General features: G+C 36.0%; 16 protein-coding genes and 1 pseudogene. 4 read left to right on the top strand and 13 right to left on the bottom strand.

Annotation, left to right across the window (positions count from 1 at the left end; all coding sequences use genetic code 11):
* Positions 1 to 229 precede the first annotated feature (229 nt).
* Positions 230 to 880: an SDR family oxidoreductase gene (locus tag QQS35_RS22645; RefSeq protein WP_285934536.1), complete on the bottom strand. Its 651-nt coding sequence runs from the start codon at positions 878 to 880 to the stop codon at positions 230 to 232.
* Between the two features lie 124 nt (positions 881 to 1,004).
* Complete coding sequence (locus QQS35_RS22640) at positions 1,005 to 2,510, bottom strand: MDR family MFS transporter (protein WP_285934535.1); 1,506 nt, start codon at positions 2,508 to 2,510, stop codon at positions 1,005 to 1,007.
* 215 nt (positions 2,511 to 2,725) lie between these two features.
* On the opposite strand from QQS35_RS22640, the gene QQS35_RS22635 reads away from it, so the two are divergent.
* The gene (locus tag QQS35_RS22635) at positions 2,726 to 3,619 is read left to right on the top strand and encodes a TetR/AcrR family transcriptional regulator (RefSeq protein WP_285934534.1); all 894 of its coding nucleotides are present in this window, start codon (positions 2,726 to 2,728) and stop codon (positions 3,617 to 3,619) included.
* A 183-nt stretch (positions 3,620 to 3,802) separates the two neighbouring features.
* On the opposite strand, the gene QQS35_RS22630 is transcribed toward QQS35_RS22635, so the two are convergent.
* The 5 genes from QQS35_RS22630 to QQS35_RS22610 form a co-directional block, all read right to left on the bottom strand.
* Entirely contained in the window at positions 3,803 to 4,057 is a 255-nt protein-coding gene (locus tag QQS35_RS22630; RefSeq protein WP_285934532.1) for a hypothetical protein, read from the bottom strand.
* 312 nt (positions 4,058 to 4,369) lie between these two features.
* Entirely contained in the window at positions 4,370 to 5,992 is a 1,623-nt protein-coding gene (locus tag QQS35_RS22625) for an ABC1 kinase family protein (RefSeq protein WP_285934531.1), read from the bottom strand.
* A 125-nt stretch (positions 5,993 to 6,117) separates the two neighbouring features.
* Positions 6,118 to 7,359 (bottom strand): ATP-binding protein, encoded by a 1,242-nt coding sequence (locus tag QQS35_RS22620; protein WP_285934530.1) that lies wholly within the window; start codon positions 7,357 to 7,359, stop codon positions 6,118 to 6,120.
* Positions 7,360 to 7,801: 442 nt separating this feature from the next.
* Positions 7,802 to 8,002, bottom strand: coding sequence for a hypothetical protein (locus QQS35_RS22615; protein WP_285934577.1), 201 nt, complete (start codon positions 8,000 to 8,002; stop codon positions 7,802 to 7,804).
* A 58-nt stretch (positions 8,003 to 8,060) separates the two neighbouring features.
* Complete coding sequence (locus tag QQS35_RS22610; RefSeq protein ID WP_285934529.1) at positions 8,061 to 8,306, bottom strand: stage VI sporulation protein F; 246 nt, start codon at positions 8,304 to 8,306, stop codon at positions 8,061 to 8,063.
* Positions 8,307 to 8,516: 210 nt separating this feature from the next.
* Between QQS35_RS22610 and QQS35_RS22605 the strand changes: the two are divergent.
* Positions 8,517 to 8,687 (top strand): annotated as a pseudogene (locus QQS35_RS22605) (ATP-binding protein); the annotation flags it as partial.
* 362 nt (positions 8,688 to 9,049) lie between these two features.
* On the top strand, positions 9,050 to 10,057 hold the full coding sequence (locus tag QQS35_RS22600) for a DUF3231 family protein (RefSeq protein WP_285934528.1): 1,008 nt from the start codon (positions 9,050 to 9,052) through the stop codon (positions 10,055 to 10,057).
* A 451-nt stretch (positions 10,058 to 10,508) separates the two neighbouring features.
* On the opposite strand, the gene fadH is transcribed toward QQS35_RS22600, so the two are convergent.
* Positions 10,509 to 11,279: a 2,4-dienoyl-CoA reductase gene (fadH, locus tag QQS35_RS22595; protein ID WP_285934527.1), complete on the bottom strand. Its 771-nt coding sequence runs from the start codon at positions 11,277 to 11,279 to the stop codon at positions 10,509 to 10,511.
* A gap of 203 nt (positions 11,280 to 11,482) precedes the next feature.
* Between fadH and QQS35_RS22590 the strand changes: the two genes are divergently transcribed.
* Positions 11,483 to 11,638, top strand: a complete 156-nt coding sequence (locus tag QQS35_RS22590; protein WP_285934526.1) for a hypothetical protein — start codon at positions 11,483 to 11,485, stop codon at positions 11,636 to 11,638.
* A 99-nt stretch (positions 11,639 to 11,737) separates the two neighbouring features.
* Here the strand turns inward: QQS35_RS22590 and QQS35_RS22585 are convergent, their stop codons facing one another.
* The 5 genes from QQS35_RS22585 to QQS35_RS22565 form a co-directional block, all read right to left on the bottom strand.
* A complete protein-coding gene (locus tag QQS35_RS22585) occupies positions 11,738 to 12,646 on the bottom strand; it encodes a hypothetical protein (RefSeq protein WP_285934525.1) in 909 nt (302 codons plus the stop codon).
* Positions 12,647 to 12,800: 154 nt separating this feature from the next.
* Positions 12,801 to 14,054: a Bcr/CflA family efflux MFS transporter gene (locus QQS35_RS22580; protein ID WP_285934524.1), complete on the bottom strand. Its 1,254-nt coding sequence runs from the start codon at positions 14,052 to 14,054 to the stop codon at positions 12,801 to 12,803.
* Positions 14,055 to 14,196: 142 nt separating this feature from the next.
* Positions 14,197 to 17,259 carry a glycoside hydrolase family 2 TIM barrel-domain containing protein gene (locus QQS35_RS22575; protein ID WP_407934001.1) on the bottom strand — a complete coding sequence of 1,021 codons (3,063 nt, stop codon included), beginning with the start codon at positions 17,257 to 17,259 and terminating at the stop codon, positions 14,197 to 14,199.
* A gap of 40 nt (positions 17,260 to 17,299) precedes the next feature.
* The gene (locus tag QQS35_RS22570) at positions 17,300 to 19,486 is read right to left on the bottom strand and encodes an alpha-galactosidase (RefSeq protein ID WP_285934522.1); all 2,187 of its coding nucleotides are present in this window, start codon (positions 19,484 to 19,486) and stop codon (positions 17,300 to 17,302) included.
* 172 nt (positions 19,487 to 19,658) lie between these two features.
* A complete protein-coding gene (locus QQS35_RS22565; protein ID WP_285934521.1) occupies positions 19,659 to 21,728 on the bottom strand; it encodes a beta-galactosidase in 2,070 nt (689 codons plus the stop codon).
* Positions 21,729 to 21,851 lie beyond the last annotated feature (123 nt).

The raw sequence follows: 21,851 nt of genomic DNA, 5'->3' as shown, positions 1-21,851 counted from the left end.
TTCCACCTTTTATATCATACCTTTATATTTAATTCGTTCAAACCTTTCATAATCTTCTTTTGTGTATCGTTTACCATTATCCCCCGGTGCATCTTTATTATATTGAAAACAAGAACAATTCTAAAGTTTAATAACTATCCGTTCGTAAAACTATTATAAGATACAAATATTTAGAGAAAATTCCAAAATAAAGAGGACAGAAACACTGTCCTCTTCATTGTTCCTATATTTAAATTAGTTTCATTGCATCCTTGATAGGTATAGTTCCAGTTACTATCTGAAATTCTTTGCCTACTGTTGATTGATTTTTTAAGCAAGCCGTAATGACACTTGCAACATCCTCGCGCGGAATTTCTCCTCTTTCCACTTCAGATGCAGCCTGAACTTTACCTGTTCCTTTTTCATTCGTAAGTGCTCCAGGATGAATAATCGTGTAATCCAAATCTGATGACCGTAACCATTCGTCCGCATAATGCTTAGCTGCCACATACGGGGCAAAGGATGCAGGAGCAGCTTGAATTGCCTCTCGTCTTGTGTCAAACGAACTAATCATAACGAATCGCTTCACACCAGCTAATTTAGCTGCCTCGATTGTTTTCACAGCACCGTCCAAATCAATCATTATTGTTTTGTCTTTGCCTGTGTGTGGACCTGAACCAGCTGTGAATACAATCGCATCGACACCTTCAGCTGCTTTAGCAATCGTTTCGGTATCATGTTCAAGATCAACAACTGCTGTTTCCGCACCTAATTCTTCAAAGAAGGACGCTTGCTCCTGGTTACGAATCATCGCTCTTGCTTCAAGACCATCACCGACTTGAATGAATGTAACAAGATGTTTTCCAATTTGACCATTTGCGCCAACTACAAGTACCTTCATTTTTCTCCACCCTTTCTACTTATGTTAAAAGACACGCTCCTTGGCGAGTCTATTTACATTTATCGTAAACCGAAAAGATGGATAATGTCTAGAATAGGGACCTGAGCGGAATAAAAACGTGACCTTACGTCCCTAAATTTGGGACAACATTTTGCTCATTATCATCAGATGGTTTGATTTCAATTGGACCATCTTGTGGTGTTGCTCGCTTAATAAAGAATGCAAGAATGAGTGCTACAATGGCAATGATGGAAGAGATGAAAAATGCAAAGTTAATTCCTTTTAGCATCGATTCAATCATAATTTGTTGTTGCGCCTCAGCAGCTGATACTCCTAATTCTGCAGCTAATGTAGTTGCTGTAGATTCCGTTCTATTAGACATTAGCGTCACTAACAATGCTGTTCCGATTGCTCCTGAAACTTGGTTCAACGTATTGTTCATCGCTGTTCCATGCGGATAAAATTTTGCTGGTAATTGATTTAAACCGTTTGTAGATACTGGCATCATTACCATCGATATCCCTAACATGCGGATAGCATTTAACACAACCAAATAACTGTACGTAGAATCTAATGACAACGTACTGAAAAGGTATGTCGTAATTACAGTAATCGATAATCCGGTAATAGCCAGCACCCGTCCACCGAACTTATCAAATAATCTTCCTGTTATTGGTGACATAAATGCCATTACTAGGGCACCTGGTAACATTAATAGTCCTGCGTCAAATGGTGATATTCCACGAATCGTTTGAACATATATCGGTAGCAAAAGCATTCCAGAAAACATGGCCATATTTAAAACCATCGTAATTGATGAGGATAAAGCAAACATCGGATACTTAAAAATACTGAAGTTCAACATGGGTCTTTCAAGTTTGGACTGACGTAAAATAAACGTAGTTAAAGATACAACCCCAACAATAATTGTTCCATAGACAAGCGGATTGCCCCAACCCTTGTTGCCTGCAGAGCTAAAGCCATACAGAATGCCTCCAAAACCTGCACTTGATAATAAAAGTGAAAGAATATCCAGTCGAATATTCACTTTTTCTTTTTTATCTTTCAATAATAAAATACCAAGTAATAAGACGAGAGCTGCAATAGGTGTTACGAAATGAAACAACATTCTCCAGTCATAGTGCTCGATAATCCAACCAGATAAAGTCGGACCGATTGCTGGTGCAGCCATTAAAATTAAACCAAAAATCCCCATTGCAGCGCCTCGTTTTTCAACAGGGAAGCTTACCAACATGACATTCATTAATAGTGGCATCATGATTGCTGTTCCAGAAGCTTGTAGCATTCTTCCCGCAAGCAACAACGGGAATACATGCGATAAACCTGCAACAACTGTTCCAAGTAAAAATAAGCTCATCGCAGCTATAAAAAGCACTCGAACGGAATATTTTTGGATTAAATATGCTGTGGTTGGGATCAGGATACCATTCACTAACATAAAGCCAGTTGTTAACCACTGTACTGTTGTCGTTTCTATTTTCAAATCCGTCATAATGGATGGAAGTGCAATATTTAGTAACGTATTGTTTAAAAATGCAATAAAAGCTCCAATCATTAAGACTGCAAGAATTCCGTAGTTTGGAGCCTTGGTCTTATGGGTTGAATTCATGGTTATTCCCTCCTATACTATCGGTTCATAAACTTGAACCATTTGTTCACATAGGCAATATCATATAACACTGTTCCAAAGAATGCAAGACTAATTTCAGCCTATTAACAAAAGGGTTTGTTTAACTGATGAGAGTAGGTTATGATACATATTAGACTACCAGTACAATCTATAAATTTGCAGAATTTTAAATATATAAAAATAAAGGTGATAAAATGAATTCTCGGAAACAACATGTAATAAAAATGTCACATCAGTTATTTATTGATCGTGGTTATCATGCAACATCAATTCAAGACATTCTAGATTATAGTGGGATTTCGAAAGGGACATTCTACAATTATTTCGCCTCTAAAAATGAATTACTCATTTCTATTTTTAAAGGCTTACATAGCAAGATGAAAAAGGAGCGAAATGAGTTACTTATTGGTAAGGATGAATCCGATCTTGACGTCTTCATAAAGCAATTTGAACTACAGATGAATATCAATAGAAAGTACAAATTGTTTACTCTTTTTGAAGAGGTTCTAATTTCACCCGATCCGGAATTGAAGCAATTTGTTAAAGAAGCACAAATAGGGGTTATAAAGTGGACATTCGAACGATTTGTTGAGATTTTTGGAGAAGACAAAAAGCCTTATTTGTTGGACTGTGCGATTATGTTTATTGGTATCCTAAATCAAAACATGAAGTACTATGCTTTGGAACATGATCGGTACACGACAGGCGTCCACCAAGTTGTCCTTTACAGCGTACTTAGAGTTGAGAAGATGGTGAAAGAGTTGGCAACGTCTGGGGAGCAACTAAATGAGCCTGAGCTTCTAGATAAGTGGGTTCCAAAAAAACTCAAGGTTAATGGAACGTTTCAAGAAGAACTTAATCAATCGATAAACGACTTAAAAAAGATAAGCCTTGAAAATCATGATGCTACAAAATATATAGAGTTGTTAGACTTTATTCAAGATGAATTGTTACACGCTAAAAATCCCAGAGCTTTTTTAATAGAAAACACGTTGGTACCTTTAAAAAACTCAAGTCTTTTCGATTCAAAACAAGTCGAGCACCTAGAATACCTTGTATCGATATTTTTCAATGAACATAATAACTAACCTTTATTTCAAGACAGGTCTAGTTCACTATTTAGTAGGATACTGACATAAGTTTTTACAAAACTCTAGTGCGACAATCACTCGAATTGCAACCTGGCTTTCATATAAAGTGAATTTGTTTCATAGCAGTTGCTTGCTTGTTTTTTTAAAATCTCAAGAACTGCTTATTTCCCCTCTATAGCACTAGTTAAATTTTTTATATAATAGTATTATAATTCCACAAACAATAGTTACTCCTACCAAAGAAACTATATAGAAAAGAGGTGAAAAGGCTATTCCAAAGGCTATTTCACTCTGAAGATAGTTTATACTTTCCCATTCACTAGGCTCATCTACTTTATAGTATTTTGTTCTAATATAACCCACAGTCATAGTGCCAAAAATATAAAGCAAATGAATAATAACTGAACAAATAAATGCTTGAATTGTTGTCTTCAACTAGCTACCTCCTTCCTATCACCGGGTAACAACCATAATGAAACTACTTATCGTCTAAATTATAAATGACGTAACGTATTTTTTCCGTAGCGCTGGGTTTAGCACTCAATATAGAATGCAAAGTTACAATGCAGTTAGTGCAGACTTTATATAAATTTAGTCATAAACAACAATCTTTTAGATAACAGCTTTAACTAAAAACTAAATAATTTTTTTCATATATACAAAAGCGAGTCTTTCAACTGATAAATTCATGTATTTTGAGAGCTTATTTATTATGTAACCATGGGAATGACTGGGATTTTTCTAACTTTATCTTCTACGTTTTTCATGCATATATTTCATCCATTTTTGTTGCTTATAATTACATAAAAAGTAACCAATACTAGAAACGATAAATAAGGCAATTGATAGATTCAAAGTAAGTGGATGCAATAAATAGGCCCCAGAAGCTATCCCTATAATTCCAAGTAGTGTTAGTTGAAATAATTGCCTTTTGGTATTTTCATAGATAGTGAACTGAAATTGTCTTCGTTGCTCCGTTTCTTTTAATTGTTCAAGCTTCTGAGGCAATTGTAGAAACTCTGTGACCGAGTGAAAGATTTTAAATATAGGCTGAGCTTGTATCCATTGCCAAACATACGCCCACTTATTGTTTCCTTGTTTGTTTAACCACTTCATAAACACAGGTTTTGCTATATCGATTAGTTCCTCTTTGGATGATAAATCGATAATAGTTCCCTCAATAGTTACATAAGCACGACCTAAAAATACAAACCTGGTTGGAACTTGGATAGGTAGCGCTTGTATCATATCGTTCAATTCTAATTTGAATGAGATGATATCCAATTCTTTTAACTGCTCGGGTTGGATGGACATCAGATCAGCTAGTAACCTTTCCATTGTTCTTGAATCAGCCTCGGGGAGAAGAAATCCTAAATGGGATAAGCATTCTACTGCTTTAGTGTAGTTTTTAGTAAGAAAACTTTCAATTAGTCCCTGAAAATAAGTTGCATCCTTTCTGGTAATCTCTCCTACCATTCCGAAATCCAGTAGGATGATTTTTCCTTCCTTTGAAACTAAAACGTTCCCTGGATGTGGATCAGCATGGAAAGTACCAGGCTCAAGCCATTGGGGAAGAAACACTTCAATAAGTCGCTCTGCCAACTGATGGCGATTCACCTCTAACTGGTCCAAAGCCACAGCATCTGTTAATCTTATTCCTTCTACCCATTCCATTACCAACACCCTTGATGTACTAAGATCCGAGTAGACGGAAGGAATTTGAACAATCCCTACATCTTTATACCGTTCTTTAAAAGAGAGTAGCGATTCCAGTTCTTTTTTATAGTCAAGTTCACGCTCTATTACTTGTCTTAATTCCTTAAACAAAACTTTGAAATTAATAAATCCTTTAGGTATAGGAACAAAATGATCAGCAAACCAAATGATAATACCCAGCGTTCGAAAATCGATTTCGACAATCGATTGAATATTAGGACGTTGCACCTTGATTGCAACGGCTGTTCCATCCTTTAAAACCCCTTTATACACTTCGCCGATTGATGCTGACGCTACAGCATCTTTATCGATAGAAAGTACGTGTTCGTGAAGAGGTTTATCCCATTCCGTTTCGATAATTCGATGGATCTCATTCCAGTCAGATGGAGGAACTTTATCTGTTAAATCATGTAATTGTTTTATAAATGCCTGAGGTAATAAATCAGCACGTGTGCTTAAAAGCTGTCCAATTTTAATTAGCAAACCTTCCAATTCAAAAAGCGTTTTCCTGAACCTCGTTCCGATTTCCCCCCAAAGTTTTTCCCATTCTACTTCAGGTTTTTTTCTTAATTTATACCAATATATTTTCATGAAGATGATAAAGGCCATAGATAGTACTCTTGACATACGAACCAGCTTATTACTTTTATTCACCACAAACCTCCTAAATTCCACTTGTTATAACTATGTTCAACACGGTAATCAAATTCATAGTAATAAAACAGTCATAATGTAGAAATTTCTAATACTACTCTTAACATGATTTTCAGAAAAAATGACTAATATTGGTGTACTGGCAATATGATGGTAACTGTTGTTCCTTTTCCTTCGTCACTGTCATACTTAATTTCCCCATGGTGCTCCTCAATAATCTTAAAACTGACCATCAAACCGAGACCTGTTCCTTCTGATTTTGTTGTATGAAACGGGTCTCCTAATAATTCTAGGTTTTCTTTGGAAATTCCATCCCCCTCATCTCTTACAGTAATCTGAACATAATTGTCATCTAACCTCTTTACTTTAACGAACAACTTTCCACCTGTTGGCATAGCTTCCATACCATTTTTAATAATATTAATAAATACTTGTTTTAGATGTTGTGCATTACATTCGATTTCTGGAAGATCTTCCTCTAATTCTTTTATGATTGCAACTGGGTGTTCCATTCCATTATGGTGATTCATTATAGCTATAACATATTCAATTAATTCTTGTAGATTATTCTTGGCATAATCCATACTGGGTCTACCGATAACGATTAGATCATCGAGTATCGAATTAATTCGTTCTAATTCATTTGACATGATCCGATAATATTCATTATCTTCTGGGTATTTCTTCTTTTGCAATTGCGTTAATCCTTTAAGAGAAGTTAGCGGATTTCTTATCTCATGGGTAATTGAAGTGGCGAGTTGTCCAACTGTAGCAAGTTGTTCCGATCGTCTCAACTCGTCATTTAATTTTAATCGAGAAGCAAGGTTTGAACAGAACCGAGTTAAAAGTATGTAAGTTAAAATTGATAATAAGCTATACAAACCAATTGCTGTTAAAACAGTTAGAGATTGAAACACTATCCCCGAAGCTACATATTTACCAATAATTCCGACTACTGTAAACCAGAAATATTTTTTGTTAATGAACAATGGTGAAAAAAGGATAAAAACTAATTCAACTGCGTTTCCATTATTAAAATCACTATTTGTTCCATAGTAAATAAGAAAATTATTAATACAATCAACAATAATAAAACTTATTAAATGTAAATATTTCACTATGTACACTCTAACTCTATTCTTTATTAAATAAAGAGATAAAAAAAGGATAGGTAAAAGGAGGGAGTGATACCAAAAACCTAATCCTTTGTCTGAGAAACCTAATTGTTCATTATTAAAATAAGGAAATATATAGTAATAAATTAGATCAAAGCCGATAAAAAATAAATAGAATAGTGGCAAAAAGAGCTTTAATCCTTTAATTTCTTCCCCTTCCATTAATAGGTTGTGACTAATATTCTTACTCATATGATTACTCCCTTATCCTGGCGATGTAATGTAGTTTAAAAGTCGGTGGACATTGGGGTTAAATTCAGCTTTCTTTCATTTATAAGGAGAGAAGATAACCACTTATTTTAAGATTCAAGAGAACTAATGCACTTTACTGCATCTTTTGTTCACTTGTCATACATTATCATGCTTATTTCTATTAATACTGTATCTTATAAACTTCTACATTTAAAGATTCGACACAAAAATACATTCACCTTCATAAGTGGCCATCTTCCTTTTAAACTCGTCTATGATTATCGGATCATTATAGTTTTTCAGTGTTAATGATTAGTATTTATCGAGAATTTTCTATAGAAAGAATCCAGTTACTCGTCGAATCTTGTTCACATGCGCACCTATATTTTTTAGTCCTGGTATTAAATCCTTTACTTTTTAATAGTGCTAATACTATTAATTTTTACAATTCTAATGCCCCATAATGAAACAAGGATGTTTTCCGCTTATGCTGCGTGAATCCAAATTCAGCTAATCTTTCACTCTTCCAATGGTCTTTTAATACTACACGCGTCTTGCCTCGGATTATTTCATCAGAAATAGACGCAGTTAATGCCTGTCCTCTAATTTCAAAGTAAGGCCCCACCTGTATTGGTCTTTCCACCAATATAACCTTGTCTGGCATTAAATAATAAAAAAGCAGAGAATTAACTCTGCTTTTTTTACTTCATCATTTTATTAATTGTATTTTCGTTAATTGCCTTTCCATTTGATAACATTTTTACTATCATATCTTCTGTTTCTCTAGGAACCTTTTTGCCAGCAAGTTTACCAACCTGCCTTACTAATGTCCTTGCTGTCTTTTCATCTTGAAGGTTTTTTCCATTAAATGAGCTAGCAACCTTAGCAATGCTTTGCTTATCTATTCCTGTCTTTTTCTCCACTTTTTTTAACAAGTCTTGACTCATAGAATCCCTCCTTTATTTATTAGATTATGATTCCTTCCTATAAAGGTTTGGATGCTTTAACTAAATTACTGGCGATTAGTAGATTTAACCATGGTTAAAAAGCTATGTTCCTATCTTTAAAGATAAGAGCTCACGAGTTGTCTTACTCTAAATGAAGTCACAAACCTTTTTGGATATAAATGCTACATTAAGAATCTAAAGAAATGATTAAGTACGAATTTATCGACAACCGCAAACTTTAAAACTTGGACAGATATATTCCAGGATACTAAAATAGCCAATGCCATATTAGACCGAGTCCTTCATCATGCGACAGTAGTGAATATTACAGGATACTCTTACCGTATAAAAGATAGATTACTTACCAAAAGAAAAAGATGACTAATCGTGTATGGAAAGAGGTTAGGCTAATGTGTTCATTCAGTGTTTCAAAATTAACGGTGTAACCGTTTAATAAGATGATACAGTTTTCGCTTGATAAAATGGCACACTTATCTTCCAGTTAAAAACCTGTCTTTCATTTAGTAATAGGGTTGAAAGAGTTTATGTAGGCATCAAATTATTACACAATTAAACACAACACAAGTGTATATTGCATTATTTTTATGCACATCCAAGGAGAAATTCTTATTCAACAAACGAAGCAATTATGTTAAATAAGAATGATGAGTATTATAAAAGATAATGAATAAAGATACCATCTTATACTAAAGCTAAAATAAGAAACTTTAGGAGGAGATTATATGCCAGAAAAACCAGCTATTACATCATCTGAATTAGGTGTATTATGGCTTACATATCAGGAAAAGACTATGATTTTACGTATATTAGAATATTTTATAGAAAAAGCCGACGATGAAAAAGCTAAGGAGATTATGACTAATTTATATGGGGAGATTGACAATTATGTTGGTAAAATCAAAGAAACTTTACAAAATGAAGGGGCTGTAATACCAGTTGGATATACTGCTCAGGATGTTAACAAGGAGGTGCCAAAGTTATATGATAATGGGTTTGACATCATGTTTGTTCGCCTATTAAAAGAAATTAGTATGGGTCTTCACTCATTAAATATCACTATGTCTTATCGAGAAGATATTGTACTGATTTTTAAAGAGCTAACTACCATTACTCAAAAGTATTACAACCTTTGCACACAATATTTACTTGAAAAAGGACTTCTTGTTAAATCTCCTTATGTTTCAATGCCAAAGTCAGTTGAATTTGTTAAAAATAAGCAATATTTGAGTGGACTCTCCGTGAATCCATTTAGCGAAAAACGTTCTTTAAATACAGTGGAAGTTGCTCAACTTCATCATTCAATTGAATCAAATGTTGCTGGGCTTCAAATGATTACTGGTTTTGGTCAATGTGCAAATAAGCAAGAGGTTAAAAACTACTTTAACGATGGAGCCGAACTTGCTAAAAGTATTGTAAAAGAATTAAGTGAAACCCTACTTCAAAACAATATTCAAGCTCCCCAAACAGCAGGTGGTAATGCAACCCGTTCAACATTAGCGCCATTTTCTGATAAATTGATGTTGTATTGTACAAGTCTTTTTTGCAGTTTTTCTATGGGCAGTGGCTCTTTAGGTACTGCTTTTAGTTTGCGGAATGATTTACCAGCTAAAATGACTATTTTTATGAAAGATATATTTGAATATGCTCATAAAGGCGCAAAAATAATGATTAAAAATGGTTGGATGGAAGAACCACCTCAAATGGAAGAACGTAACCAAATGTTGAAATGAGTGATACAGGGTCAAGGATTATAGAAAGTCTAAAAAACATGAGGCTTTATTATGAAGTATAGCTTTACCAGGATTCGTTCAGTTTCAAAATGAAAATTTATTTTAAAGATGTGTATTCATTTTTTATGGAGATTTTGTTAATGTTTTTAGCAATTTCAATTTAGCGCTTATACATTCATTTACAGGAGAAATACAAAAAGCCATTGATGTTACAAACTTTCAATGTGTTTTATCCTTGTGTATATATATTTACCATGTGGGATGCAGACGGAGAAGTGAAATGCTTTTCTATATACCTTTTGTAGTTGGATCGTTAATAAATGAACAGAGTAAAAGAGATGCCCTAGTATAAATACTCTATTTCGCAACAAATCAACCAAAGAAAAAAATCAAATTTACTCTGTTCAATCACTTTATCAAACCAGGCTAACCTTGTAAGCTCCAGTTTAGATTAAAATGGATGCTGGTTTAACCACTGTCCCCCATCCATTGTTATACATTCACCGTTTATATACCCGGCATTACTAGAAAAAAGAAAATAGGCAAGTTCAGTAATTTCTTCAGGTGTGCCTAGTCGACCTAGAGGTACACTATCTATTGTTCTCTCGATTGCTGATTCGGATTCCCACAACTTTTCAGCCCCTCCAGTTCGATCAATTGGACCTGGTGCAATGGCATTAACACGAATACCATATTTTCTTCCCCATTCCACAGCAAGGGTTCTCGTCATTGAAAGTACACCCGCTTTCGCTGCTGCTGAGTGAATCACACCCGTACCAGCATTCCAAGCATAAGTTGCTACCATATTGATAATGCTTCCTTTGATTTCCTTTTCAATCCAATGCTTTCCTACTTCACTACTACAATAGAAAGTTCCATTCAAAACGATGTTAATCACTGAATTCCAACCGTTGGCACTTAATTTTTCCGCAGGGCAAATAAAATTCCCAGCGGCATTATTGACTAAATAATCAATCTGTCCAAATTCTCGGATAGTAGTAGCTACCATTTCCTGCACATGATCAATTTCACGAACATCCATCTGAAACTTCAACACCTTAGCATCACGGTTCTTTTCATTAATTTCCTTAACTGCAAGGTCTAGTCTTTCCTCATTTCTACCTGTGATTACGACTTTTGCACCAGCTCGCGCAAAACAATCTGCCATATACTTCCCCATTCCGCTTGAACCACCTGTTACAATTACCACTTTTCCCTTCATACCCTTCCACCTCTTTAATGAATAACTATTCATTTTTACTAGTTATAGTTTATCATGAATGCGATTACATTTATAGAAGGTTTTAAATAAGAACCACATAGGTATATATAAATTGTACATTACAATCGTTAAAATTATTGTATATACTATCTGTAAGGAATTTTTTTCAATTATTTATTATTTAAGCATAGGAGTGGTTAGGAATGATAAAAAAAGAAAAAAGCTTTTATATTGGTATAGGTGTTCTTCTGGGGATTGGAATTGGTTTAATATCTTCTACACATATTAAGATCATAAACATTGGTCATCTAAAGAAATTGACAGTTAATCATAGTGATATCGATGAAGATAGTCACTAAATTCATACTAGTGTACTGTTATACTAGCGTTTATTGAAAGACAAAAAAGGTGAATTTTGGAACATGAAGGGGACAAGGTACCTGTCCCCATGGTCGAGATTAATAAACCTCCTTTTCAAAGGTTTCACCATCGTTATAGATTACTTTAATAACGAAACGCATGTCCTCGTATTGCTCCACCTCATTTAAATTAAAAATTTTATATCCAATATCAGATGAATTATGTAGGTCATCTGATTCAAATTCCTGTTCACCTATTAACGTTTGATTTTGATACTTCTGAAGATAGGCTTCTTCTACATAAATAGATGAAACCTCTCCACTATGGCTAGTTAATGAAATGATTGGGTTACCTTTTTCCATATGTACATCTGCTTGTAAAAACCCATAATAACTCGTTCCAAAATAACCTAAGTTTTCAGTATGTACTTCCCCGCTTTTGATGACATCATCATTGGACATAGATACAAAATACTGAAAGTCATATGGACTCTGCTCCTCTGCTATTTGTTCTTCCAACTCTGCTTTACTCATCTCCTGACCTGAATCAGTATATAATCCAATATCCCATTGTGGCTTTAAATCAATTTCAATTGGTACTTTTGCACGAAACAATCCTTTTTCTAACTCTTCCGCAGAAATAGCTGTGTAGTTTTCGTTCTCTCCAAGCCTGTAATTAAAAACAACTTGAGAATTGTTAGAAAGCTCCTTTATTTGCCAATCAAAGTTAGCCACTGCTTCGCCATCTTTTAATTCTTCTGTATTTAAGTCCATGTTGATGGCACTAATCCAGCTTTGTTCCCTTTGTATTTCGTCCATTGCCATCTGAATTTGACTCGTTTGATCATTAACGTTATTTATAATTTCATATTGATATTCAGAAATAGAATTTACTTGATTTTGTACTTGATCCAATCTAGATAGTAAGGTGATATTGATAACTATGCTAACAAGTAATCCTATAGCCATAAAAACCCCAGAATATTTTATCTGTTTACCAGTTTTCAATTGTTTCTCCTCCATTTTTTTATGCTCTAGATTCACTTTCAATCTGTCTATTAAATTAATATTAATTATAACAAATAATTCCACACGCATACGGATAAGCTATTGAAAATAAAAATAGGAACAGATAGACTGTCCCTATTTTTATTTTCTTGTATTAACTTTTTTGTTCTTCTAATTCGGGCTTCTCTTTTTTAGTTAGTGTAAAGAAGGCGATAAAGCCAATCAGAGAACTACTGAATAATGCTGCACCCATTGGCACTGCTGAAGCTTCGTTAATTCCAACGATAGGAGCTAATATCGAACCAACTACTAATGGAAGCATACCTAAAAGCGCACTCGCACTCCCAGCTCGATGTCCCTGATGTTTCATGGCCACTGAAAACGAACTTGTTAAGACAATCCCAATCGTTAACAGATGAATAAATATCGGTATCACTAACATGTATAATGGTCCTTCCATAATTGTCATGACTAGTAATAACGCGTTTGTACATAACGATGTAATGACACCTGTGCGAAGTAAAGTTCTTTCTTCCAGGATGTCACTCAAGCGTCCAACAAGAAAACTTCCTAAAATAATTGCTAGACCATTAATACCAAATAATAAACTAAATGCTTGCGGTGAAACATGATAGATATCTTGATAAACGAATGGTGTACCAGCTACATATGCAAAAGTTCCCCCTTGCACAAAGCCAACTACAATAGCATAACCAATAAAAGACCGATCTTTCAGTAGACTTCCCATCGTTCGGACGGAACTTCCAATCGAACTAGGTATGCGTCTTTCTTCTGGCAATGTTTCTTTTAACTTGAACGCAACCGTTGAAACAATAACGATTCCGAGTAGGCTTAAGAACAAGAAAATAGTATGCCATGTTGCAAAAGGCAATAGTAAAACAGCTCCACCACTTAACGGTGCGATGATTGGAGCAGTCGCATTAATCACCATCAAAAGCGCAAAAAATTTCGTTAATTCTTTTCCAGTAAACACATCACGCACAACAGCACGCGAAAGTACAATTCCAGCTGAAGCAGTAAACCCTTGTAAGAATCGAGCAATTACTAATATCGTTATATTCGGTGCAAGCGCACAAATAAGCGATGCAAATGCAAATAAAGTAAGGAATAGTAATAAAGGTTTTTTTCTACCTCTTGCGTCACTAATTGGACCAACAACGACTTGTCCGATTGCAAGTCCGATTAAACATGCGGTTAGACTAAGTTGCACCAGTGAAGCACGAGCCTCTAAATCATCAGCTATTTCTGGGAAACTAGGTAAATACATATCAATATTGAATGGCCCTAACATGCTAAGCATAGCGAGCAGAAAAGCCAAGCCTAAGCGCTGTTTCCCTGTTGGATTATGTAATACAGATTCATGTTCTTTCTGTTGAATTACCAACACCCCCTCTAACCTTTTATATTATGAGTGAATATGTTGGTTTAGTCTAACCATATGCAAGATGATGGTATGAATGTCGGTTTCTCCTAAGACATCAGAAGAGAGTCCCCTTTATAGGAGACTCTCCATCTAAAAAATAAAAGACTCATATCCTACTTATTAAAAACTCAAAACTCATATCCTCATTTGCTTTTATTAGATGTTCATCATGAACCGGTGCACCCCAACTATCGTCTCCACCAACACCCATTTGTTTACCTGCAATGGTTACTACGGTGTAATGAATATTCGGTAATTCGTAATGATGTTGCGCGTTCTCAAGTTCAAATGCAGTGTATGGAGAAAAATTGCATTCAAGTGCCTTATTTGTTGACGCTATGTTTAAACCTTTCCCTGTTTCGCTTGTTACACTTACCCAGCGTATACCGGTCCGGTTCCCTGATTCTTGTGGCATTACATATTTCGATAGATTATCAGCTACTTGATTTTTAAATCTACCTAGCCTTGCTCCCATTGCTCGGTCTGAATAATTTTCTTCTGGACCCATACCATACCACTCTAAATTGTGGTAATCTGCAGGAACTTTAAATGAAACCGCAAAGATAGGCATGTGTGGTAAGTGATTAGCACCTTGATATGCAGATTTCACTCGGATACTACCGTCTGAATATACGGAGTAGATTACCTTTGTCTCTATTTCGTCACTAATGGAGAATTTATAAGTGAATCCTACATCAACATGGTCATCCTCTTCCGTAAAAAGAATCTCCGTACATTTTCTAGCAAGACTTGCTGTTAACCAGCATCCTGATTCAAAACTTTGTGCATACCCTCTATCGTTATCTGTTGTAGCTCTCCAAAATAAAGGAGCCGGTGGATAGGCAATCATTTCTTCACCTGCATAATTAACTGAAGTTAAACTACCTACTTGTTTAGAAAACATAATAGTAAAATCATTACCATGAACGCCAATGTTCACGTCACCTTCTACTACTTTTAAATTCCCTTTACTAACCTCTTCTTCTGTGTCTAACTCGATGTCATACACAAACTGACCAAAAGCAACTTCATAACCAGCTTCTGCCCATAAGTTATGTTCTTTTAGCTTAAGTAATGTATGAATACAATACTCTCCAGAATCAAGTTGCAAATCATCCGGCCAATAAAAAGCAATGCGTTCTTTACTTTGCGGTTCTACATCAGCAGAAACTTTGTTTCGGTATAGTTCTTTACCTTCTACATATAGGATATATTCTAAATCATACGCTAATACATTCGTAAAAAGATGATTGTTAATAATCGTTACACCAGTCTGATCAGGTATAAGCTTGACGTTTTGATATAAAAACTTCACCTCTTGCATTTTGGGGGATAACTCCCGATTAGCATGAACAATACCGTTCGCACAAAATCCATAATCGGTTGGTCGATCGCCAAAATCTCCACCGTATGCTAAGTACTCATCCCCGTAACGATCTTTTTTTATTAATGATTGGTCGATATAATCCCAAATAAAACCACCCTGATACATCGGGAACTTATTTTCAAGGTCCGTATATTTATACATCCCACCTAGCGAATTCCCCATCGCATGCATGTACTCACAGCTAATATATGGCTTTTCGGGATTATCATTCAGATATCGCTCAATATCTGCTGGTTTTGCATACATACGACTTTCCATATCGCTCGTTGCGTTGTAATCTCGATCGTAAAAAACTCCTTCATAATGAACAAGCCTGCTTGGATCCACCGATCTAAAATAGTTGGAAACGTTTAGAATCACTTCTCCAGCATAGGACTCATTCCCACAAGACCAAATAATAATAGATGGATGATTTTTATCTCGTTCGTACATGGAAATAGCTCTATCTATGACAATATTTTCCCATTCTTTTTTGTTGCCTGGGATATTCCAAGAAGGTTCAACAGCACCCATCTTTTGCCAGGAACCATGCGTTTCTAAGTTCATTTCATCGATCACATACAAACCATACTCATCACACAGTTCATACCAGTATGTTTGGTTTGGGTAATGAGATGTACGAACAGCATTCATGTTATTTCTTTTTAATGTTTTGACATCCCATAACATATCCTCTCTCGTAATTGTTCGTCCACTATAGCAATTAAATTCATGGCGGTTAACACCTTTAAAAACAATCCGTTTTCCATTAATACACATGATTTTATCAATCATTTCAAATCTTCTAAAACCAATCTTTTGCGGGATAACCTCAACTAGGTGATCATCCTTATCGAAGATTTGAATATATAATTTGTATAAATAGGGGTCTTCAGCACTCCACAGATAAGGAGTATCAACCTCGACAGTAATTTTACCTTTTAGCTGATCAGGCTCCGTTGTTTGGGAAACTACTAAATCACCGCTTTTATCGGTTAGGTTTGCTACTACTTTTGTTCCATCTGGTACTTCTGATAAAAAGCTTAAATCTACATCAAGTGAACCAACTTTGTACGTGGCGTCTAACTGCGCACGAACATTCAAATCATTCACGTGAATTTTAGGAACAGTATAAAGATACACTTCTCGAAATATACCTGAGAACCTCCAAAAGTCCTGATCTTCCAACCAGCTACCTGTACTTCGTTGATATACCTCTACTGCTAATTTATTTTCTCCGTCATGTAAATAGGGTGTCAGCTCAAATTCAGCCGGGGTAAATGAATCTTCACTATATCCAATGAACTCACCATTTAACCATACATAGAATGCTGATTCTACCCCCTGGAAAGATATATAAACCGGCTTTTTGTCCATGTTAGTCGGTAGATAAAATGACTTCACATAACTACCAACTGGATTGTGATCCTCTGGTATGTCAGGGGGAAGAATATCATTATGACCATCCCACGGGTACATCGTATTTACGTATTGTGCTTTCCCATAACCTTGTAGCTGAATATGTCCTGGAACAGTAATATCACCCCATGATGACACATCAAAATCATTTCGATAAAAATCCTCCACTCGACTTTGAGGATTAATAGCGTAATTAAATTTCCAATTCCCATTTAAGCTATGTCTCATCTTCATAGCAGAATTGGAATTTGCTTCTGTTATTGTTTGATAATAAAGATGGTCTGAATGTGCAGGAAGTCGATTAACTGCATATACATTTAAATTTGAAAGCCAATCAATACTCGGCTCTAATGTTGATTTATAAGCTTCTTTCAATCTAATCATCCTACCTTTCTATTAAACATTTATTCCAATCATATTTATCCTAATCTTCTTCTAGGCGGTACATGACACTTTTAAAGTCATGATCTGGGTAAGGTACATTCAAACCCATGTTCATAAGTTCATCTCCACCATAAACTTCTCCAGTTTCTAAAATTCGATAATCTTTTTCGGGGTCTAATCCAGCCAACTTTATTGTATGGAACGGTCCATTTGCCTCTGCAAGCACATGGACATAGAAAAACACCGCTTTTGATTTATCTTCATTTACATGAACTGTTCCATAGTTTTGACATAGAAAAGGATCTACTACCCGATATAGGTCACCGAATTGTACGGTTTTACGAATAGATTTATATATCGATACTTGTGCTTTAATTTGTTCGAGTTCTTCTTCGGCTAACTTGGTTACATCCAATTCATAGCCTAGGTTTCCGTCCATTGCTACATGTCCTCTCGTTTCAAGTGGTGTTATTCTCCCTACCTGATGGTTTGGTACTTCAGAGACATGGGCTCCTATAGTACTTACAGGGTAAACAAGACTTGTTCCATACTGGATACGTAACCGGGATATGGCATCCGTATTATCACTCGTCCACGTTTGCGGCATGTAATAAAGCATACCAGGGTCAAATCTTCCACCACCGCCAGAACAGCTTTCAAACAAAATGTGCGGAAATCGAGAAGTGAGCTCCTCTAACACAGCATATAAACCTAATATGTATCGGTGAGCTGTTTCTTTTTGCCTAATTGGCGGAAGGCTAGCTGACCCAATTTCTGTCATATTTCGATTCATATCCCACTTCACGTAGTCAATAGGGGCACTTTCTAAAATGGCTGTCAACCGGTTTATTATTTCTTCACAAACATCCGACCTTGAAAAATCTAAAACGAGTTGGTTTCTACTTTCAGACCGTCGTCTCTCAGGTACATGTATACACCAATCCGGATGATTTCGATATAAATCACTGTCAACAGAGACCATTTCAGGTTCAAACCACAATCCGAATTTCATTCCTTTTTGATTAATCTTTTTCACTAAAGCAGGTAAGCCGTTCGGTAACTTGTCTTCGTAAACAAACCAATCACCCAAGGAAGACTTATCGTTATCTCGCTTTCCAAACCAGCCGTCATCTAAAACAAATAACTCAATCCCTGCTTCGGCGGCATGATCTGCAATGCGTAAAATGGAATCTTCATCAAAGTCGAAATAGGTCGCTTCCCAATTATTGATCAAAATCGGGCGCTCTTTATGTCTATGTTCGCCTCTACAAAGTCGATCTCTGTAAAGTTTATGATAAGTTCTTGACATGTCACCTATACCTTTTGAACTGTACACCATTACGACCTCTGGTGTTTGAAAAAACTGATTCGGTTCAAGCAACCATGAAAAATCAAAACTGTTTATCCCCATCGTGACACGAGCTTGTTCCGTTTGATCTACTTCTACAGAAGCGTCAAAGCTTCCACTATAAACAAGACTAAAACCATAAACCTCTCCAGTATTCTCTGTTGTTTCAGGTCGAGTCAATGCAATAAAAGGGTTTTGATGATGACTGCTAGATCCTCGTCTACTTCCAACTGATTGCATTCCTATTCTTAGTGGAAGCTGCTCTATATCACGCTCACGGGCATGAGCACCCGGCAAATTAACCATTTCAAAATGCTTATCACGAAAATCCACATTCATCGACGCAGCCTTTAACAGACGGAGAGAATCTTTTCCGTTATTTTCTATATAAGTAGAGCGCGTAATCACATCCAAGCCCTTATATACGGAATACGTTAACGTGATAACTAAACCTAATTCAACATCTTTTAGCCGTACTTTTAACGTTTCAGCCTCCTTATCATCTTCTACATAGGTAGCAGGGAGACCGGGTAACTTAGGCTTTCCAGAAATAATTTCATGTGAATCATAGCGAAGATCTGTTATTCTTGATCCATTTGATTGCTCAACCTGAATTGCAGGACCTCTAAAGTCCGTATTTCCATAAGCAGGGTATTCATGTGGAAGTGTATCCAGTGAAAAGCCTCTGTCTTCTTTGTTCGGATTACCAGAAAAACCTCGATCAAGATAACGAAGGTTATTAGGTACACGGGATTGTCTCACTCGCTTACCCCAATATAAATGAGCTAAATAACCCTCTTTTACAATCTGCATAACATAACTTGTATGTTTAGCCTGTAGGTGAAATACTTTACTAGATGAATCAAAAGTTATTGGCATAAGTAAAACCTCCGAATACGATTACATTTTATTTAGAATAGTGTAAACGCCTGTGTGTTCATCCAAAGTCAACCCGAGAAAAGCCTTGGTAGACAATGAATCTCGATATCTTTTATTTATATACACTCACGTGAAAGAAATGTTTTCCGCCCATTTTATACGTATAACAATCTTAGAAACTAGCTTTTCTTTTTAATACTTTCATTCCATACGCCGGTATTTCCATTTTATTTGGTACAGCCTTTCCAGTTCGTACATCGATAAGTGCTTTGTCTATAAGATCGACTACCTGTGTATCTGCACTAAAATTAGATAGGAAGATAAAATCTTTTTCACCATCCGTTCTTAATTGTGCTGTAACTGCATACGGTAACTCGCCGTTGATTACTGTTTTGATTCCTATTTGCTTTATCAACGCACCATAAAAATCAGAGTGACATTGATTTTCAATTCTTGAAGCTATATAATATCCCCTTCCTTTTCCCAATTGATTAACCGTTATTGCAGGTCTTCCTGCATAAAAATCCTCTTGGTAAATTGCTAGTGCTTGAGCACCTTCAAGATGGATCAAATCACATAGGTCATACACTTCAAAGGAACCCTTAAGACCAATTTCGTTATCTTGTGAAAAAATAATTTGATTTGTTTGACCATCATGCAAACCATCTATCTCCTCTGACCAAATCCCTAGTGTCTTACGAAGTGGACCAGGAAAACCTCCTAAGAAACAAAGGTCATTCTCATCTACAATCCCTGACCAATAAGTAGTTACAAACTTTCCACCATCGTTTACAAATTGTTCTATTTTTTCACCAACCCCTGGTTTTACCATGTATAGCATTGGTGCAACTACTAGCTTATATTTTGATATATCCGTGTCCATATCAATGACATCTACAGGTACACCCTTTTCCCAGAACGCTTTGTAATGATTTAGAATTGTCTCTTCATATTTCACACCTATATTACGGGGCCCTTGGGCATCTTTCACCGCCCAGCGATTTTCTGTATCAAAAATAATTGCTACCTCAGGTTCTACACTTGTACCTACTATTTCATCCAACTGTGTTAATACTTCTCCGACTTCCGTAACGTCTTGAAATACTCGAGTATTCTCACTTCCCACATGGTCTACTACGGCACCATGAAACTTCTCACTTGACCCACGACTTTTACGCCATTGGAAATACTGAACGGAATCGGATCCATGTGCAATTGCTTGTAAAGAAGATAATACATGCATACCTGGCCGTTTTAACTTACTAATTTCTTGCCAGTTCGTTAAACTCGGCGTGCTTTCCATGAGCAAGAATGGTTGACCACCTTTTAAAGATCGAAACATATCATGGTTAAAAGCAGTCCAGGCAGCCACATTAATATCATCCGCGGTAAAGTGCCAGGTTGGATACGAATCCCATGAGACGAAGTCCAGTTCTTTTGCAAATTTAGCATAGTCCAATCCTTCAAACGCTTCCATGAAATTAGTTGTCGCAGGAAGATTTGGATTCCTTTCCTTTAACGGCGCGATCTCATGTTTATAAAAATCAATCGTTTGGTCTGAAACAAATCGCTTCCAATCTAAATTTAGACCATGAACCATTGTTTCCCCCTGGGGAGCAGGTGACTCTACTTGTGACCAAGCTGTGTACGTATGACTCCAGAAGGTTGCCCACCAAGCGTGATTCAGGTTATCTAGTGTTTGATACTTTTCTTTTAACCAGTTTCGGAATGCGTCCTGACAGAAACCGCAATGACACTCTCCTCCGTATTCATTCGATACATGCCAACCAATAACTGCTGGGTGATTGGCATAACGTTCTGCTAGCTTAGCATTTATAATCTTTACTTTTTCCCGGTACACAGGTGCTGTGTAACAATGGTTGTGTCTCAACCCATGTAAATTCCTGACACGGTTTGGTCCCACACGTAGAACTTCCGGATACTTTTCAGACATCCAAGCCGGTCTCGCTCCACTTGGTGTTGCCAAAAATGCATAGATACCGTTTTCAGCAAATGTATCTAGAACATGGTCTAGCCATTTAAACTGAAAATGACCTTCCTCCGGTTCAATCGTCGTCCAAGAAAATATACCTACTGACATTACATTACAATTCGCTAATTTCATTAAACGAATATCTTCTTCAAAAACTTCAGGGTATTGGAACCACTGTTCAGGATTATAATCTGCACCGTGCAACATTTTTGATATTTTATCACTAACGGGTTTGAATTTTTTCACCATGATTTCCCTCCCTTATTCTCATTATCTACATTGTAGTAGATGGTTTTAAAATTAGTAGGAATTAAACAAGTATTTTTTGTTAAGTTGCTTCTATATGTTTTCCATGTCAAGTCATCATCGCAA

Origin of the sequence: Aquibacillus rhizosphaerae, from assembly GCF_030282825.1 — a bacterium.
GTDB classification, from domain to species: Bacteria; Bacillota; Bacilli; order Bacillales; family Amphibacillaceae; genus Aquibacillus_C; species Aquibacillus_C rhizosphaerae.
This window is presented reverse-complemented; position numbering and strand designations above follow the sequence as displayed.

What these genes read in the sequence shown, in the direction of transcription:
- QQS35_RS22645 (WP_285934536.1), bottom strand. Translation starts at nt 880, where the DNA reads ATGAAGGTACTTGTAGTTGGCGCAAATGGTCAAATTGGAAAACATCTT.
- QQS35_RS22640 (WP_285934535.1), bottom strand. Translation starts at nt 2,510, where the DNA reads ATGAATTCAACCCATAAGACCAAGGCTCCAAACTACGGAATTCTTGCA.
- QQS35_RS22635 (WP_285934534.1), top strand. Translation starts at nt 2,726, where the DNA reads ATGAATTCTCGGAAACAACATGTAATAAAAATGTCACATCAGTTATTT.
- QQS35_RS22620 (WP_285934530.1), bottom strand. Translation starts at nt 7,359, where the DNA reads ATGAGTAAGAATATTAGTCACAACCTATTAATGGAAGGGGAAGAAATT.
- QQS35_RS22610 (WP_285934529.1), bottom strand. Translation starts at nt 8,306, where the DNA reads ATGAGTCAAGACTTGTTAAAAAAAGTGGAGAAAAAGACAGGAATAGAT.
- QQS35_RS22600 (WP_285934528.1), top strand. Translation starts at nt 9,050, where the DNA reads ATGCCAGAAAAACCAGCTATTACATCATCTGAATTAGGTGTATTATGG.
- fadH (WP_285934527.1), bottom strand. Translation starts at nt 11,279, where the DNA reads ATGAAGGGAAAAGTGGTAATTGTAACAGGTGGTTCAAGCGGAATGGGG.
- QQS35_RS22590 (WP_285934526.1), top strand. Translation starts at nt 11,483, where the DNA reads ATGATAAAAAAAGAAAAAAGCTTTTATATTGGTATAGGTGTTCTTCTG.
- QQS35_RS22575 (WP_407934001.1), bottom strand. Translation starts at nt 17,259, where the DNA reads ATGATTAGATTGAAAGAAGCTTATAAATCAACATTAGAGCCGAGTATT.
- QQS35_RS22570 (WP_285934522.1), bottom strand. Translation starts at nt 19,486, where the DNA reads ATGCCAATAACTTTTGATTCATCTAGTAAAGTATTTCACCTACAGGCT.
- QQS35_RS22565 (WP_285934521.1), bottom strand. Translation starts at nt 21,728, where the DNA reads ATGGTGAAAAAATTCAAACCCGTTAGTGATAAAATATCAAAAATGTTG.